The sequence below is a fragment of the Pseudomonas sp. W5-36 genome, from assembly GCF_046540455.1.
GTDB classification, from domain to species: domain Bacteria; phylum Pseudomonadota; class Gammaproteobacteria; order Pseudomonadales; family Pseudomonadaceae; genus Aquipseudomonas; species Aquipseudomonas graminis_B.
This window is the reverse complement of sequence record NZ_JAXCIQ010000006.1, coordinates 220588-235996: the sequence shown is the minus strand read 5'-3', so window position 1 is coordinate 235996 and position 15409 is coordinate 220588. Positions and strand designations below refer to the sequence as shown.

The 15409-nt window shown below is 60.8% G+C and carries 21 protein-coding genes and 1 pseudogene; 4 read left to right on the top strand and 18 right to left on the bottom strand.

The window, feature by feature from the left end; all coding sequences use genetic code 11:
* Positions 1-26 precede the first annotated feature (26 nt).
* From SLW74_RS13780 to SLW74_RS13770, 3 genes and pseudogenes are all read right to left on the bottom strand, one after another.
* Entirely contained in the window at positions 27-872 is an 846-nt protein-coding gene (locus tag SLW74_RS13780; protein WP_410929256.1) for a methyl-accepting chemotaxis protein, read from the bottom strand.
* 27 nt (positions 873-899) lie between these two features.
* Positions 900-1709: pseudogene (locus SLW74_RS13775) on the bottom strand (cache and HAMP domain-containing protein); the annotation flags it as partial.
* Between the two features lie 429 nt (positions 1710-2138).
* Positions 2139-2825 carry a hypothetical protein gene (locus SLW74_RS13770; protein WP_410929255.1) on the bottom strand — a complete coding sequence of 229 codons (687 nt, stop codon included), beginning with the start codon at positions 2823-2825 and terminating at the stop codon, positions 2139-2141.
* Between the two features lie 294 nt (positions 2826-3119).
* Between SLW74_RS13770 and SLW74_RS13765 the strand changes: the two genes are divergently transcribed.
* Together SLW74_RS13765 and SLW74_RS13760 are read left to right on the top strand one after the other, a co-directional pair.
* Positions 3120-4277 (top strand): murein transglycosylase A, encoded by a 1158-nt coding sequence (locus tag SLW74_RS13765; protein ID WP_410929254.1) that lies wholly within the window; start codon positions 3120-3122, stop codon positions 4275-4277.
* 135 nt (positions 4278-4412) lie between these two features.
* Positions 4413-5624 (top strand): MFS transporter, encoded by a 1212-nt coding sequence (locus SLW74_RS13760; RefSeq protein WP_410929217.1) that lies wholly within the window; start codon positions 4413-4415, stop codon positions 5622-5624.
* Positions 5625-5697: 73 nt separating this feature from the next.
* On the opposite strand, the gene SLW74_RS13755 is transcribed toward SLW74_RS13760, so the two are convergent.
* Positions 5698-5901: a DUF2934 domain-containing protein gene (locus SLW74_RS13755; protein ID WP_065991738.1), complete on the bottom strand. Its 204-nt coding sequence runs from the start codon at positions 5899-5901 to the stop codon at positions 5698-5700.
* A 205-nt stretch (positions 5902-6106) separates the two neighbouring features.
* On the bottom strand, positions 6107-6439 hold the full coding sequence (locus SLW74_RS13750) for a YqjD family protein (RefSeq protein WP_410929216.1): 333 nt from the start codon (positions 6437-6439) through the stop codon (positions 6107-6109).
* 167 nt (positions 6440-6606) lie between these two features.
* Between SLW74_RS13750 and pseH the strand changes: the two genes are divergently transcribed.
* Entirely contained in the window at positions 6607-7161 is a 555-nt protein-coding gene (pseH, locus tag SLW74_RS13745; protein WP_065991543.1) for a UDP-4-amino-4,6-dideoxy-N-acetyl-beta-L-altrosamine N-acetyltransferase, read from the top strand.
* A gap of 80 nt (positions 7162-7241) precedes the next feature.
* Here pseH and SLW74_RS13740 read toward each other — a convergent pair whose 3' ends face one another.
* The 13 genes from SLW74_RS13740 to SLW74_RS13680 form a co-directional block, all read right to left on the bottom strand.
* Positions 7242-7460: a hypothetical protein gene (locus SLW74_RS13740; RefSeq protein ID WP_065991542.1), complete on the bottom strand. Its 219-nt coding sequence runs from the start codon at positions 7458-7460 to the stop codon at positions 7242-7244.
* Positions 7461-7609: 149 nt separating this feature from the next.
* Positions 7610-7828, bottom strand: coding sequence for a hypothetical protein (locus SLW74_RS13735; protein WP_192131307.1), 219 nt, complete (start codon positions 7826-7828; stop codon positions 7610-7612).
* 173 nt (positions 7829-8001) lie between these two features.
* Positions 8002-9108 carry a methyl-accepting chemotaxis protein gene (locus SLW74_RS13730; protein WP_410929215.1) on the bottom strand — a complete coding sequence of 369 codons (1107 nt, stop codon included), beginning with the start codon at positions 9106-9108 and terminating at the stop codon, positions 8002-8004.
* A 32-nt stretch (positions 9109-9140) separates the two neighbouring features.
* The gene (locus SLW74_RS13725; protein WP_410929214.1) at positions 9141-9518 is read right to left on the bottom strand and encodes a hypothetical protein; all 378 of its coding nucleotides are present in this window, start codon (positions 9516-9518) and stop codon (positions 9141-9143) included.
* Entirely contained in the window at positions 9515-9931 is a 417-nt protein-coding gene (locus tag SLW74_RS13720) for a VRR-NUC domain-containing protein (RefSeq protein WP_410929213.1), read from the bottom strand. Before SLW74_RS13720 ends, SLW74_RS13725 begins: the two co-directional genes overlap by 4 nt.
* Before the next feature lie 94 nt (positions 9932-10025).
* Positions 10026-10301 carry a hypothetical protein gene (locus tag SLW74_RS13715; protein ID WP_410929212.1) on the bottom strand — a complete coding sequence of 92 codons (276 nt, stop codon included), beginning with the start codon at positions 10299-10301 and terminating at the stop codon, positions 10026-10028.
* Complete coding sequence (locus SLW74_RS13710; protein WP_410929211.1) at positions 10298-10603, bottom strand: DUF1364 domain-containing protein; 306 nt, start codon at positions 10601-10603, stop codon at positions 10298-10300. The genes SLW74_RS13715 and SLW74_RS13710 overlap by 4 nt, the downstream gene beginning before the upstream one ends.
* A gap of 109 nt (positions 10604-10712) precedes the next feature.
* On the bottom strand, positions 10713-10913 hold the full coding sequence (locus SLW74_RS13705; RefSeq protein WP_410929210.1) for a hypothetical protein: 201 nt from the start codon (positions 10911-10913) through the stop codon (positions 10713-10715).
* Entirely contained in the window at positions 10913-11707 is a 795-nt protein-coding gene (locus tag SLW74_RS13700) for a hypothetical protein (protein ID WP_410929209.1), read from the bottom strand. Before SLW74_RS13700 ends, SLW74_RS13705 begins: the two co-directional genes overlap by 1 nt.
* A complete protein-coding gene (locus SLW74_RS13695) occupies positions 11694-12668 on the bottom strand; it encodes a phage replication protein (protein WP_410929208.1) in 975 nt (324 codons plus the stop codon). Before SLW74_RS13695 ends, SLW74_RS13700 begins: the two co-directional genes overlap by 14 nt.
* A gap of 1 nt (position 12669) precedes the next feature.
* Positions 12670-13362 carry a phage antirepressor KilAC domain-containing protein gene (locus tag SLW74_RS13690; RefSeq protein WP_410929207.1) on the bottom strand — a complete coding sequence of 231 codons (693 nt, stop codon included), beginning with the start codon at positions 13360-13362 and terminating at the stop codon, positions 12670-12672.
* A 130-nt stretch (positions 13363-13492) separates the two neighbouring features.
* On the bottom strand, positions 13493-14125 hold the full coding sequence (locus tag SLW74_RS13685) for a hypothetical protein (protein WP_410929206.1): 633 nt from the start codon (positions 14123-14125) through the stop codon (positions 13493-13495).
* Positions 14122-14415, bottom strand: a complete 294-nt coding sequence (locus tag SLW74_RS13680) for a hypothetical protein (RefSeq protein ID WP_410929205.1) — start codon at positions 14413-14415, stop codon at positions 14122-14124. The genes SLW74_RS13685 and SLW74_RS13680 overlap by 4 nt, the downstream gene beginning before the upstream one ends.
* Positions 14416-14498: 83 nt before the next feature.
* Here SLW74_RS13680 and SLW74_RS13675 point away from each other — a divergent pair, with 83 nt between their 5' ends.
* Positions 14499-15365, top strand: coding sequence for an XRE family transcriptional regulator (locus tag SLW74_RS13675; RefSeq protein ID WP_410929253.1), 867 nt, complete (start codon positions 14499-14501; stop codon positions 15363-15365).
* Positions 15366-15409 lie beyond the last annotated feature (44 nt).

Sequence of the window (15409 nt, the reverse complement as noted above, 5' to 3'; positions counted from 1 at the left end):
CTTTGCGCGAGTGAATGGATCGCCGGTTAGCGAACCTTGAAGCGATCGATCATCGCCACCAGCCGCTCGTTGGACGCCATCAGCGCCTCGACGCTGGTGTCGGTCTGCTGACCGCAGCCCACCAGTTCACCGACCATGTGCCGAATGGCGATCATGTTCTGGTTGATCTCCTCGGTGACCGCGCTCTGCTCCTCTGCCGCCGTTGCAATGTGCGCGCTCAGGTCATGGATGCGCAGCACCGAACCGGCCATCCCGTCCAGGCCTTCGTTGACGCGGGACGTACGGTCGGCCGTCGACTGGCAACTGATCTTGGTTTTCTCCATCGCGCCCACCGCAGTGCTCACGCCCTGTTCCAGCCGCGCGAGCATCTCGTTGATCTCCGATGTGCTCTGCTGGGTACGACCGGCCAGCGCCCGCACTTCGTCGGCCACCACCGCAAAGCCTCGGCCCTGCTCACCCGCCCGCGCTGCTTCGATGGCCGCGTTCAGCGCCAGCAGGTTGGTTTGCTGGGCGATGCCGCCGATGACACCGAGCACATCGGTGATGCGTTTGGCATCGACCTGCATTTCCTGGACGTACTGGGTCGCTTCTTCGACCTCGGCCACCAGCGCCCGCACGCTGACCGACGCTTCGTCGACGACGTCCCGGGAGCGCTGCGCGGCATCGTTCGCCGATTGAGTAAAGCTCGCCGTCTGCGTAGCGTTCTCGGCGACGCTGTCGGCGGTGGCGCTCATCTCGTTGATCGCGGTCACCGCCTGATCGGTTTCCGAGGCGTGGCGGTTGAGGATCTGGTTGATGTTGCGCGACTGATCCTGCAATTGCACCAGCCCGGCAGAGATCTGCTCGGTGCCGCTGCGCACCTCGACAATCATCGCCTGCTGGAAGGCGATGAACTTGTTGACCGAGTGGCCGACAGCGTCCAGTTCATCCTCGCCCTTGATCGGAATGCGACGGGTCAGGTCGGCCTCACCCGAAGACAGCGCGTCGATGTTGGTGCGCAGAACGGTCAGCCGTGCCAGCAAGCGATGGAAGGCAAAGCCCAGCACCACCAGCAACAGAATGACCAGGGGAATCTGCAACCAGCCCAGGGTCTTCAGCACTTCGGTGCTGCTGGCGGTGAGCATGGCGGTTGGCAACGAGGTGGCGATCATCCACGGCGTGCCCACCACAGGGCGCAGGAAGAAGGTCAGGTCACCCAGTTGCGGGTCGATGTATTCCCGGGAATACACAGCGTCGCCAGAGACCTTGCCCAGGCCGTCCTGAATGGCCTTGGCGAACATCGACTGGCCGCTGAAGCCGGCGACGTTCTTGAGGATGATTTCGCCGGGAATGCGGCTCTGGTTGGTGAGGATCTTGCCGTCGCGCTCGACGATCATCACCTGACCCTGAATGTCTTTTTCCTTGTCCTGGATCAGGCCGTTGAAGAAGCCCAGGGTGACGTCGATGGTCGAAACACCGTAGAGCGCGCCATCTTTGTAGATGCCCATCGCGCAGTTGGTGCGCGGTTGCGGGCTGGCTTCGTCCTGATAGGCCGCCGCCCAGGCGCATTTGCCCTTGGGTGCGTTCTGCCCGGCGCGGTGCCATGGCTGTTCCCAGTAGTTGGGCGCAGGGTCGGAGTTCCAGAACGTGCTCACCACCAGCTGGCCACTGCCGTCACGGTGGAAAAACGAGCTGTGTTTGTTGCGCCCCGGGGTGCGCTTGTCCGGCATCGGCCAGACGCCGCCGCCGAAGACTTTCTGATCGCCGTACTGATCGACCAGGCCTGGCAGCACAGTGTCGATGCCATCGCTGTCCAGCAGCGGAACCGCCTGGGTGATCGCCCGGGACTGAGCCTCTACGCGCGCCAGGTCCGACAGAATTCGCGTGCCGATCTGGTCCACCTGGCTCAGCACCACTTTTTCCTGGGTCTCTCGCACCTTGGGCGTGACGAAATGTACGATGCCCTGCTCGGTGATCACTGCGATGACCACAATCAAGGTCACAAATATGACCGTATAGCGCGCCTGCACTGTTTTAAACATCGTCGACCCCATGCCATGAATTTTATAGTTGTTTTTTGCAGACTCCTGAGGAGCTATCGACCGCAAGCCGACAAGGATGAGGGATAGCGCAAAGGTTTTTTCCGGCACAGCGGGGCGTCATTGCACCGGAAGGAAATTCAGGAACAGCAGGCTCTGGGCGTAATTCAAACCGATGCGTCTATATCGCTCGTCGAGCATCTGGGTGAGCAGGTCCAGGCGCGCCACGATCTTGCGGAACTCGGTGGCGAAACTGAGGTTGCTGCCCTCCTCCGAAATCTCGTTGGAGAACAACAGCAGCTCGCCATTGGCGTTCTGCCGCTGGCTCAGCAGCCAGGTGGCCTTTTCGATATTGCGCGCAGCATTGTTGACGAACGTCGGGTTGATCTGGTCGGTCATGAAGAATTCGAGGCGCCCGCCGTGGGCCGTGACCAGCATGCTGCCAATGGCATAAATGAACGCGCCGACGCGATCGCCAAGGAATTCAGGGCTCAGGGCGTAGCTCAGCGCTGCCAGGTCACGTCGCGTGCCCAACTGCGGCAACGGCTTCTTCTGCTCGATGGCCTGCCGCACGTTGCGTTCGGCCGCCGCGGCATCGACGAAGCCGGACTTGCGCCACTCCCCAGGGTTGCGCAGGTAGAGTTTGTTCATCAGCAGGTAAAGGCTGTCGAGGTTGTCGGCCATCGCCAGCGTCGCCATACGGTCTACGCTGGTCTGGAAGAACTCCTGGGGCCGCGTCTCGCTGAACTGCGTGGCGACATCCTGGCCGTCCTGGCGCGTACACCCGGCAGAACCGAGCCCAAGCATGCACAGGGCAAACAGCGGGCGCAGGCGTCGGCAAACGGATAAAACAGAAAACACGGCGAGCATCAATCCCAAGCTTTAACGAACGGGACGCCGCGTCTATCGCCGCGTCCTGGCCATGGTCAGAACGGCCCACGGCGAAAAAGTGCAATATCGGCGGCAAATTCGCAGCGCGTCCAGGGCGATTGGGCCGCCATGTGAGCTTTCATGCAAATGATTCCCTCATCCATTTGACGCAGCCCTTCGCTTTCACCAAGCTAGCCGCCTTCGCATGATTTTCAGGAAACACCCCGCGTGATGACCACAAGCCTGCACTGGCGCCGTTTCGTATTCTGCCTCGCCCCACTGATCGCCCTGCTCGCTGCCTGCGACGGCGGCGCGCCGAAGACCAAGCCCTCCGAAGCGACGACCTACGTCAGCGTCGAGTGGGACAAACTGCCGGCGGTGAACGACACCGACCTTATGGCGGGTTACAACAGTTGGTTTTCGGCGTGCAAACGCCTGGCCAAGGACCCGGTCTGGGGCGGCACATGCGCCCTCGCCGCCCAAGTGCCGCAGAATCCTGCGGCGGTGCGCGACTTTCTCAAGAATCAGCTGCAGGTCTACAGCCTGCGCTCCTCCGAGCACGGCGCCAACGGGCTGATCACCGGCTATTACGAGCCGATCTATAAAGGCAGCGAGCAGCGCAATGAGGCGCACCCGGTGGCGGTGTATGGCGTGCCCGATGACCTGATCATCGTCAACCTCGACAGCATCTATCCCGAGCTCAAGGGCAAGCGCCTGCGCGGGCGCCTGGATGGCCGAGTGCTGCGTCCCTACGACGACGCCGCCACCATTGGCACCAAAGGCGCCAGTGCCCCCGTGCTGGCCTGGCTGGAAAACCCCATCGACCTGCAGTTCCTGCAGATCCAGGGATCGGGTCGGGTTCAGCTGGAAAGCGGCCGCCAGCTGCGCATCGCCTACGCCGATCAGAACGGCTACCCGTACAAGCCGATTGGCCGCTGGCTGGTGGAGCAAGGCCAGTTGACCAAGGACGAAGTGTCCATGGGCCGCATCCGCGACTGGGCGATTGCGCACCCCGAACGCGTCAATGAACTGCTGGGCAGCAACCCGAGCTACGTGTTCTTCACCCTGCGCCCGGACAGCACCGAAGGCCCGCGCGGTTCGCTGAATGTGCCGCTGACCGCTGGTTACAGCGTGGCGATCGATCGCAAGGTGATCCCCCTCGGCAGCCTGTTGTGGCTGTCGTCGACACGCCCCGACGGCACGCCGCTGGTACGCCCGGTCGCGGCGCAGGACACCGGCGGCGCCATCGCCGGCGAAGTCCGCGCCGACATGTTCTGGGGTACCGGTGACGCGGCGGGCGAACTGGCCGGCAACATGAAACAGCAAGGCCAGATCTGGATGCTGTGGCCCAAGGGCGCCGCCCTGCCCGACACCAAACCCAAAGACTGATCGAACTGAACCGCCGACTGATGTGCCACCCGCGTCGGTCGGCGTCACTTCAGGGTTGCGTCATTCCCGGGTTGAACTGAAATCGGTTTCAAGTATCACAGCATGCTTCTTCCCGGAAACCCTTCTCGATCCCCCATGAATACCTCCCACACCCCGCATGATTTCAACATGGGCTGGCTGCTGTTCGCCCTCGCCATGGGCGCCTTCGCCATCGGCACGACCGAATTCGCCTCAATGACCCTGCTGCCGTTCATTGCCGGTGACTTTCAGGTCACCCAGCCGCTGGCCGGGCATGCCATCAGTGCCTACGCCCTGGGCGTGGTCATCGGCTCGCCAGTGATCATGGTCCTGGGCGTCAGACTGCCCCGCCGGGCCTTGCTGGTGGCCCTCGCCGCTTTCATCGGAATCGCCAACGCGTTGAGCGCCGTCGCGCCGTCGCTGCCATGGCTGGTGTTTTTCCGCTTTCTCAGCGGGTTTCCCCATGGCGCGTACTTCGGCGTGGCCATGCTGCTGGCCGCGTCGCTGGTGCCGAAGAATCGCCGCGCCCAGGCGGTCTCCCGCGTGTTCATGGGGCTGACCATCGCCACCATCATCGGCGTGCCGTTCGCCACCTGGATCGGGCAGACCATCGGCTGGCGCTGGGGCATGGCCATCGTCGCCGGCCTCGCCGCGATCACCGCGGTGCTGATTCGCTGCCTTGCGCCCGCTTCCCCTGCGGATACCGACGCCAGCCCGTTGCGTGAACTTAACGCACTGCGCTCGCGGCAGGTGTGGCTGACACTGGGCATCGCCGGCATCGGCTTCGGCGGGATCTTCTGCGTGTACACCTATCTGGCGGCCACGCTGATCGAGGTCACCCACGCTTCGGCTTTCATGATTCCGGTGGTGATGGCGGTGTTCGGTCTGGGCACGACGGTGGGCAACCTGGTTTGTGGCTGGGCCGCCGACCGCGCCACGATGCTCGCCGCTGGCGTCTCGCTGGGCTTCACTGCGCTGGTGCTGGCGCTGTACCCGTCGGCGACCGACAACCTCTGGCTGCTCATTCCGCTGGTGTTTTTCATCGGTTGCGGCGTCGGCCTGGCGGCGATCCTGCAAACACGCCTGATGGACGTTGCGCCCCATGCGCAATCCCTGGCGGGTGCGCTGGTGCAAAGCGCGTTCAATGTCGCCAACGCCATCGGCCCGTTGGTGGGCGGGGTGGTCATTGCGGCGGGCTACGGTCTGCCGGCCACGGGCTATGCCGCAGCGGCATTGACGCTGGGCGGTCTGGGCATGTGGTATTGGGCGCTGATGGATGCGCGGCAGGCGGATCGCCGTGTTGCACGGCAAGCCTCAGGGTCGGTCTGAAGCGGGTAGCTGTTTGAGACGAGGTCGATCCGAGCTTCGCCCCGGCACTGCGCCTGGGCGAGCTCTCGACCTGTCAAGCGTTGGGGTCAGCCTCATCGGGCGACGGGAACAACGTATCGACCTTGTGCTTGCTTGAAGTGCGGACCGGCGCCATGGCAGCGGACTCCGCCAGGCGTGTGGCCATTTCCCAATGACGGGACTCCTGCCCTTCAGGCTTGCCTTCGGTCTCCCAGATCAACTGGGCCAACTGACGAACAGTTTCTTCGTCGACATTCATGCGTATCCCCCATTTATGCTTTCGCAAGACATTGGCCGGCGCCAGAGCGGTGCCGAATCCATCGTCAGCTACGGTACCCGCCATGAACAGTACCAGCCGATAACGAGGGTAAATGACGGGCGTGCACGCGCCGGCGAACGCAAGCCGGCCGCTGGTCGGACTTAACGGATCCACCGGAAATCGACGGCGAACCACGATGGCCCCCTCAATCCCTGTTGCGTTTGAGCAACAGGCTGGCCACCAGGCCCAGGCCCGCTGCAACACCGACGGCCGCCCACGGATGGGCGGTGACGTAGGATTTCGCATTACCCACCGCACGGGTCAGCGCAGGTTGGGCGTCCATCTCGATCTCGGTCACCGCACTGGTACCGCGGGCCAGAAAATCCTTCAGCCGCTCACGGGCCTGAGTAGTGCGGTCCTCATTCAAGGCATCCCCTGCCGCCAGCAAGGCATTGGTCTCGTCGAGAAAAGTGTTCAGCTCGGAACGGGTTTTCTGATAAAGATCGTCACGCAGTTTTTCGGTGATATCGCTTGCCATAATATTTTGCCTCCTGGGTGTGAGAAAGGTTGACTGAAACGCCAATCGATTCGTTCCAGCCAGTTTGAAAAAACCCCTCCATGCGGCGCGGCACGTAATCAAGCACCGCTGGCCGTGCAGGCCGAACAGGGACTCAACAGCCGTATGACGCGTTCAAAAGTGAATCCATGAAAGTAGTGCCGATCCTTGAGCTGCCCGTCGAGCAGCAAGCCCGTGTGCGGCAACTCCGCAATCAGCCCGACGTGCGCAAGTTCATGTACACGGACCATGAAATCAGCGAAGCCGAGCACCTGAACTGGCTTGAGGCACTGCGCTCAAGCTCCCGGCAGCAGGTCTTTGTCGTTGTGCTTGAAGCCGCACCGGTGGGGGTTGTGTCGCTGAGTGCCATCAACCGCACCCACGGCACGGCAGAGTGGGCCTTCTACCTCGACACCACGCTGCAGGGCAAAGGCCTTGGCAGTCAGGTGGAGTTATGGTTGCTCGATCACGCGTTCGGTGCCGCAGGGCTGGAGAAACTCAACTGCGAAGTGCTCGAGATCAACCCGGCGGTGATCAAGATGCATCAGAAATTCGGCTTCGTGGTTGAGGGAGTAAGGCGGGAGCACATCGTGCGCGATGGCAAGCGGATCGGCGCGGTGCTGCTGGGTATCACCAAACGTGAGTGGCAGGCGCAGCGGCCCAGGGTGCTGGCCGCGGTGGAACGAATTGCGGGGCGTCGTTAGCGCAGTGTGCAGAGGTGCGCGCCCATGCTGAGTCTGATGCGGGCGGTACTGTTCGCAGATCAGGTCTTCGCAGATGCAGATCAGGCGATGTTCAACAGCCGAACCGCCGGGCGTTCATCGGCTTTGCAGTACAAATAATCGCGCCATTTTCTAAAGGCGCTCTGCTGCCGGACGAAAGCCTCTTCCCATTGCACGCCGCCGATGTGCTCGACGGGGATAGACATCATCTGCTCGGTCGCCTGATCCAGCTCGCTGATCAGGTCGAGTGCGTTGGGAATGTCGTGGATCTGAGGTCTCATCCGGGGCACCTTATTTTTTGATTAATGAATGGAGTGCCCAACCCCTTGATAGTGCGCGCGTTCCGACGAGTGGCTATTTTGTGTAATAAACCGTTCGAGCTGTAAGAAAAACCCCACACAATGGTGGGGTCTGATGAAACCGGGCAGGTTTAGCGGTTGCCCGAAGAGGACGCCTCGTCTTCATCGACGGGAGGATTGTCAGGAATCTCCATGTCATCCAGCCCCTTGTTTCGGGCTTCGCTTGCCGCGCCTTCACCCTGCCGGGCTGACTCGGTATCCGCGTGGGTGTCGGGATAAATCTCTTCTTCGCTGCCCGGCTCGGCAGGACCCTGATACGCGTTATCCGGCCCGTTGTCTTCGATACCCATGATGACCTCCAGTACGAGTCGCAGGAAATCTGCGCTTACAGGACAGAGGTGCATCAGGAAGGATTAGTGCCCGGTGGAAGATGAATGGCGCGTGAACACTGAGCGATGCACTGAATGCTGCGCACAAAAAAACCGCCGAAGCGGTTTCTTTTGTACAGCCGACACCGGTGGTGTCAGACCTTGAAGCGAGCCACCATGTTCTGCAGGGTGTTGCCCAGGCGTGCCAGTTCCAATGTCGAGGCAGCGCTCTGCTCCGTCGCGGTGGCGGACTGGTCGGCGACGTCACGCACACTGATGACGCTGCGATTGATTTCGTCGGTCACCGCGCTCTGCTCCTCAGCCGCGGCCGAGATTTGCTGGCTCATCTGCTCAATCGTGCCAATGGAATGCGTAATCTCTACGAGCGCTTGCTCGGCCTGACGCGCCAGCTCGACGGTGCCCTCTGTCCGCCGCATGCTGGCGTCCATCAAGCTCGACGCCTCCACGGTGCCGTGCTGGAGGGCCTGGATCAGCGCTTCGATTTCAGTGGTCGAGCTTTGTGTGCGCTGGGCCAGTGACCGGACCTCGTCGGCCACCACCGCAAAACCGCGACCCTGTTCGCCGGCACGTGCAGCTTCGATGGCGGCGTTGAGTGCGAGCAGATTGGTCTGCTCGGCAACGGCTTTGATCACGTCGATGACACTGCCGATCTTGTCGCTGTCATGGGTCAGACGCTGCATCGCCACGCCCAACTGCCCGACTTCTCCAGACAGCTGACTGATTTCCCTGGTTGCATGCTGCACGACGGTGCTGCCATGGACCGCGCGCTCGGTGGCTTGCCGGGCTGCACGCGAAGCGTCCTCGGTGTTTTGCGCAACCTCCTGCACGGTTGAAGCCATTTCATTCATGGCCGTTGCCACCTGATCCACTTCCAGTTTCTGCTGAGTGACGCCAGCGCTGGTCTGTTCGGTCGCGGCCGACAATTCTTCGGCAGCGGTTGCGATCTGGGTAACACCCTTTCCGATACCGCCAATCAGTTCACGCAAGGAAGACGTCATGTGCTGCATGGTGTTTTGCAGCAGGCCCAGTTCGTCCTTACGGTCTGTGCCAATGTCGTAGGTCAGGTCGCCATCGGCGATGCGACGGGCAGCGATGACGCTGTCATTCAGTGGACGAGTGATCTGACGAGTGATCAGTGCCGCGGCGAGAACACCCAGTAACAGCACCACTAACGCGACACTGAACAACTGGATGATCGCATTGCTCTTTTCATTGTTTGCTGCGACCACCTGGGAGGCCATCAAGTCATCGACCCTCTTAAGGGTGTCGGTTGTCAGCTTTTGTAACGCGTCGCGTATCTGGTCATTTTGTTGCAGCATCTGCGAGATGGTCGCCATATTCTCTTTGTACTGGCGAAGCGCAACAAGCGAGGTATCGACTGCTGCATTTGACTGTGCGGGGAGCTGGCTTCGGGCCGCAGGCGCTGCCGGGTTTCAGGCAGAGCAGCCAGCACCGCTTTGGCGGACAACTCAGGGTATGAGCCGATCCGCAGCCACTTCTTGCGCACCACCAGACTCCAGGTGCCGCGCGGACGTGCCTCGGTGAAGCGGAAATACAGCCCGGGATGGCGTGGATCACGCATCAGCACCGCAGCAGGGTCTTCGGCACGGCGGCGCAACTCTGCATCGGAGAACGCAACGGTCATGGTCATGCAGCCACCACAGTCGGTGCGAGTCGAAGGTAAGCACGGATCTGCTCCATCGCATCAAAGTGACCCCGGCACACGATCGCCAGATAGCCCTGATCGTTGAGCCGGCGAATCCACGCTTGCTGGCTGGCCGATACCGCCGCGTCGTTCGGTGCCGTCGCCTTGAACTCGAGGTAAAGGCCGAAGTAGCCGCCGCGCGCCATCGGCAGCACTAGGTCGGGCACGCCCGCTTTGACGCCCTGCCCCTTCAGCTTGATGGCGACCAGCTTGTGACGGTGTCCGCCATTGGGGACGTGATAGATCAAAGCGGCCACAGCAGGCAGGCGCAGTTCGAGCTCCTTGATCAGCGCTGCCTGCTCCAGGCCTTCGCGGTCGACCGGCTTCTCGCGGGTGGCCTTCGGCTTGAACAGCTTCATTTCGAGGAACCGCGCAGCGGAGTGAAAGCGAAGCCGCCGCGCCCGTCATGCAGAACTTTGGCAGTGTTCAGCAGTGTTTTGAGTTGCGACCAGGTCATGGCTTTCCCCTGTAGAATTCGGCCTCAAAACCCCGTGCAGCGAGCTCCAATTCGACCTTTGCCCAACTGGCCGAGGACATGACCGCCTGGCCGTTGAACATCAGCACCGTTTCGCATGGCACCTGTTTGGCGTGGATGCGGTACCGAAGCTCCGGTCTGCACTTCCAGTGGCACCACTTGCGCTCGGTACGCCACTTGATCGTTTTCGTAGTCGGTAGGTGCTCGGAAATGACCACCGGGATCCCGCCGAACATCATTGCTAGGCTGTTCAAGCTGCCACCTTCCCTTCACTCACCAGAATGTCGATGGTCCGCACCATGCCTTCCATGTGCATCGTGCGGAGTTGGTCACGGCTGAATTCGGTGCTGCGACGCGCGTCGACGGCGTCGTGACAAGCTGAGCACGCCCAAGCAGCTTGCAGATCATGCGGTTTGAGGCCAGTGCCGCAGCGCGTGCCGGCCATACGCAGGTGAGCCAGCACCGTGGTTTCAGGGTTACCGTTGCACACGCCCGGCACACGGATCTGGCAGTCGCGGCCGCGCGCGGCCTTGGTGAACTTGGTCTGCTTGGTCATCACATCCACGCCCCGAACTGAGATTCAACTGGAGGGACAGACCCGTCGTAGCCGGCCCCCATGAAAGCGATGAAACACCTGGCGACATTGGCGAGCGCCTTGATCGTTCTCATCGTGCGGGCTCCATCAGGTCGACCACTTCGAAGGTGCCGGGCCACATCAACCGGCCGAACGACTCGGCGACGCCCTTGCGATCAAACAGCGCGACAGCAGGATCCGGCGGAATCGACAGATCGATCTTTGAGGAGCACGCGTACACCGCGTACCGGAACGCCGTCGGATCTGGTGAGGCAAGTCTGTTATTTGTCATCAGAAACGCTCCTGGCCGGCAGCCGTCTTGAGTTCGGCCAAGGCCGCGCGCGCATGGCGCTTGCGGAGGTAGCTATCAACTCGGCGGCGCTGCGCTTGCTTCACGCGCTCGCGCTCCTTCACACGCTTGCTCGCTTTGAGAATCTGACGGACTTCGTCGAGCTTGGCGCGAACATGTGGGGCGACATGAGTCGGCTGATTGCCAGTGAGCAGACCAGCGATGGCTTGCCCTTCCTCGGTGATGGGCGCAATGCGCAGGTCAGCGAGATATTTGCTGCCAGTCTCATGGGTGATGAGTTGCGAGCGCACGGCGGACTCAATGGCGACCAAGCGACGAGAGGAGTCGTAGCCCAGCGATACTTCCCATTTCGCTGGACGATCTTCGGCGCGGGCAAATGCGACAAGGCGCTCGTAAGCGCTCATGAAGGCCATGCGCGCGCCCACCTTGTCGCCAGCTTCCAGAACCGGTGTTGAGGCAGACATGGCCTGGCGGATTTCAGCGGTCAGTACGACGGTCTCGTACTCATCACTTGCGGAAAGGGCAATCGACCAGGCCTCATCTTTGCCCGGGCGACCGTCGGCGGCGTGTACGTTCTTCAGCACCATGCCAAGGGAAAGCTTCCCACTCGGCTCGCGGCGACAGGCCCGCAGCGCTGCGATGATCACGGCTGCCTCATAACCGGCGAGATCCTCGGCGATAACTTGGGCGCCGGCGGCGCTGATCGTCTGGCCCATCGCTTCAGCGGTAGCGCAGATTGCCCCTGAAAGTTCGGCGATTTCGTCACAGGAAAGCATTGCGGCGCCCTCCTTCGCGGATGTTTTCAGCAGCCTGTTGCGCGGCGTTGATGTTCGCCTGGGTCTGCTCGATCTGGCGCGCCGTCGTCGCGTTCATCTGGCGATTGGTTGTCCACTGCGTGTGGTAGGACTCGGCCTTCGCCAGCAGGTCGCCGATGCTGTGCATGTTCCCCACGACGCGGGCATCGTTGATGGTCAGGAAGAACGCAGAGACGTGATGGGCAACATCGATGCCCAGACGGTCGACCAGCAGCGACACCTGCTTGGCAACTTTGGCGTTCCATACCGGCCATGCGTTATGGCGCTTGCGGTAGGCCATGGCGTAATTCGCCCAAGCCTTGAAAGTTTTGCACGCCTGATCTTTCGGGCCTGGCATGTCATCGGGAATTACGCAGCGAGGTGCCTCGTTGGAAATCAGAGTCAAAGTGGCGGCTTGCGACGGCGCAGCCGGGGCGAGTTGCAAACCCTGACTGGTATCCTGATTGGTATCCTGATTGGTATCCTGATTATTGGTATCCTGATTTGTCGGAGATATTTCCGACCCTTGTTCGGATTTTTTTCCGACCTTGCTCGGAGATTTGTCCGAGGTAGCTCGGATATTTTTCCGACCCTTTGCTCGCTCTTGGGTCGGATATTTTTCCGACCCATCAAGCTTCCTGTTCCACTCGGTGCCTTTTTCGGTCAGGCGGAACAACGTGATGTTGGAAGTGCTGGAGAGCTCAATGAGTCCTGCCTCGTCCAGGGCCTTCAGCATCCTGTATGCCGTATCTGGTTTGTCGGTGAGCAGCGGCAGCTCTTCGACGATTTTGGCCTTGCTGAGGGCGAAGAAAATACCGGCATCAGTCTTCACCGGCTTGGCCCAGCTCGGGCAGCCATAGACGAATGCAAACAGAAGGGCTTGCTGGGAGTTAAGCCCCCATTCCAAAGCCTTCACCTGGTTTACGGTCACTGTGAACTGCATGTCAGAACTTCTCGCTCTGGAAGATTTCAGCCAGGCGAGTCAGGCCTTTGGGGGTTACCAATGGCTGGAAGGCAGCACGTTCGATACCGGTCTCAGTGTCGGGCTTGAGGGCTGTCACCTTGTGCTTGAGGAAGCCGGAGCGGATTCGGGGCTGCATAGCGATCCAACGAGTGGAACCACCGCGGCGATAAATCCAGCGGTTCGCCTGGAGCCAGTCGAAAAGCTTGGAGGGCGTGAGCCCGAGGTGCTTTGCCGCGTCGGTGATGCAGATCGCGCCCTCTGCGGCTGCAAGACGTTGAATAGCGGCGACCTTCGGCGCCTGAAGCTGAATCACGCCCAAGAGACGGCTGTTCTCACGGGCTTGATCCGCCGCCAGCTGCAAGGCCTCTGCGTAATCCGCCGGTATCCGATGGACGCCAGCCGCTTGGCCCTCCAGCTCCTGCCAGCGGTCAACCAGCCGAGCGGTGAACTCAGGACTGAGCTGGGCGACAACCACGAAACTGTCACGCTTGCACAGGTGGTAAACGGATTCAGTGCGCGGACGGCCCAGCGAGTCTTTGGTCTGTTCGTCCCCCACTGGGGGTTGGACGATCGTGCGGCGCTGGACGAGGCGGTCGACGGATTGCTTGACCTTGTCATGGCGCGAATTCAGGAGGTCCGATATCTCACGCGACGACATAGACTGACGCGTCATGTTTTGCCGCATTGGGAAGACTGACGAATCAGTGGCCCTATTGCTCTGGGTGTTCGGGGTGTGCATAATCTACCTCGCAAAAGGTGTAGAAAGAGCCGACCTCGACCGTCGGCTTTTTTGTGCCTGGGATTTAATGAATCTTCGAAGCGATGAGGGATGCCTGATCCGCCATTGCGACTGCATGAGCGGCGAGCGACCGGCAGAAGGATTCGAAGGACTCGGCATAGATGTGGTCCTTGTGATCGAACACGCCATCCGCGAACACCTTCCCGCCCAGCCCGGCGACAAGGCCGAAGTCGGTGGCGATGCCAGCGAACACTTGCAGCGCGTCATCCACACCGGAACCAATCTGCTTGACGGCCAACAAGCCATAACGACTCGCCAGCTCGGTCAGAGCGCGATCACGCCATGGCTGATCAAGGGCGGCCACCCATGACTCCTCAATCCACGACGGGATTTCGATACGGTCGCCGCTGTCATCAAGCCAGCGCTCGACACGCTTACTCCACGCTTTGTAAGCACGGCCGTACGCCTGCATATCTGCGGTCTTGGTCAGGCCCCGCAGATCAGGAAAGCCTTTGTCCCTGCAGCGTGCAGGAGCTCGGTTGAACAGCTGGTGATTCAGCTGCTCGGCGAAACCGTCCTGGCTCATGCTGGTGCGGGCGATCATGTCGCGAGCAATGGCGACCAGTACCGCATCGCGTGTTTCGTGTCGCAAGTTCGACGTTTCCATGAAACCCTCTGGCTCGTAATCTGTGGTCATGCCATTCCGCCACTACTAATCAAGGACGAGTCGATGACCGCCTCAGTTTCTTCAAGCGACGATTTGCCCGGGTGGGCTTCCGCGAGCAGCCAGGACGGTTCGAAGGGTTTGCCATTGGCCGAAGCGAGCGCTGCAATACGCTCTGCATACCGAGTTTCGCCGGTGTACTCCGTACGCGGCAGGCATTCGGCGGAGAGCCACTTGTAAACCGCTCGGGGCGACTTGCCGCACGCCAGCGCCACCACTGGAACGCCGCCGGCGTCATCAATCGATTTCTTAAGCGGGCCCATGCGGCCTCCATAGATAATATGAACTAGCAGTACATATTATGTCGGAACTGAAAGTACATGCAAGGCCATGCGATATTGAACCTATGGTTCAAATAGAAGAAATCCGCACTGCTTTCGCCTCTCGCCTCAAAAAGTCACTTGCCGCCAAAGGCATTGATCAGTGGGGAGCGGGCGCTCGTCTCGCAGAAGTAGCCAAAGTCACCCCAAAAGCTGCTAGCAAATGGCTGAATGGCGAGGCAATCCCAGGGCCCGCCAAGATGCATGCAATTGCTACTTTTTTGGGCGTAAAGATCGAATGGCTGCAACACGCGTCCGGGGATGGCCCTGAGGCATTCGTATCGCCCCATGAATCGGCAGTGCCGGGTCCGGACCCCCACTCCGCTGCGGACAAGATTCGCCAGATGCTGGCCGGGAAAAGCTTGGGTGAAGATCGCCTCCAGAAGCTGTTGGACGTTGCAGAGGGGCACGAGCCGGAGGGAAGTGCCAGCGTCTTGGTGAACGATGCCTATCGGCCCGGTAAAGTCGGCGATGAGGTTTGGATTGCTCACTATGACGTGCGGGGGGCGCTGGGCGGCGGTGAAGTTGCGCACGACTTTCCGGAGATGCTGCAGGATGTGCGCGTCAGCCCTTCCCAGCTCCGCTCAATGGGCGTTGAGTTCAAAGAGCACTACCACCTGAAGGTGATCACCGGCTGGGGCCAGTCGATGACGCCGACGATCAAGCACGGCGACCCTTGCCTGGTAGATATCAGCATCAAGGAATTTATCGGCGACGGAATCTACTACTTCTCGTACGGCGGCTTCCAATACATCAAGCGCCTCCAGATGAAGGGCAAGGATAAATTCAAGATGATCTCGGATAACCGAAAGCATAAGACCGAGGACATTTTCATCGACGAGACATACATCCAAGCCCGCGTGCTATTTGTATGGAATGGTAATCTTGTCTAGGGAGTTCTTCGGCATGCACGATGACATCTGATGGGGTATGCCGA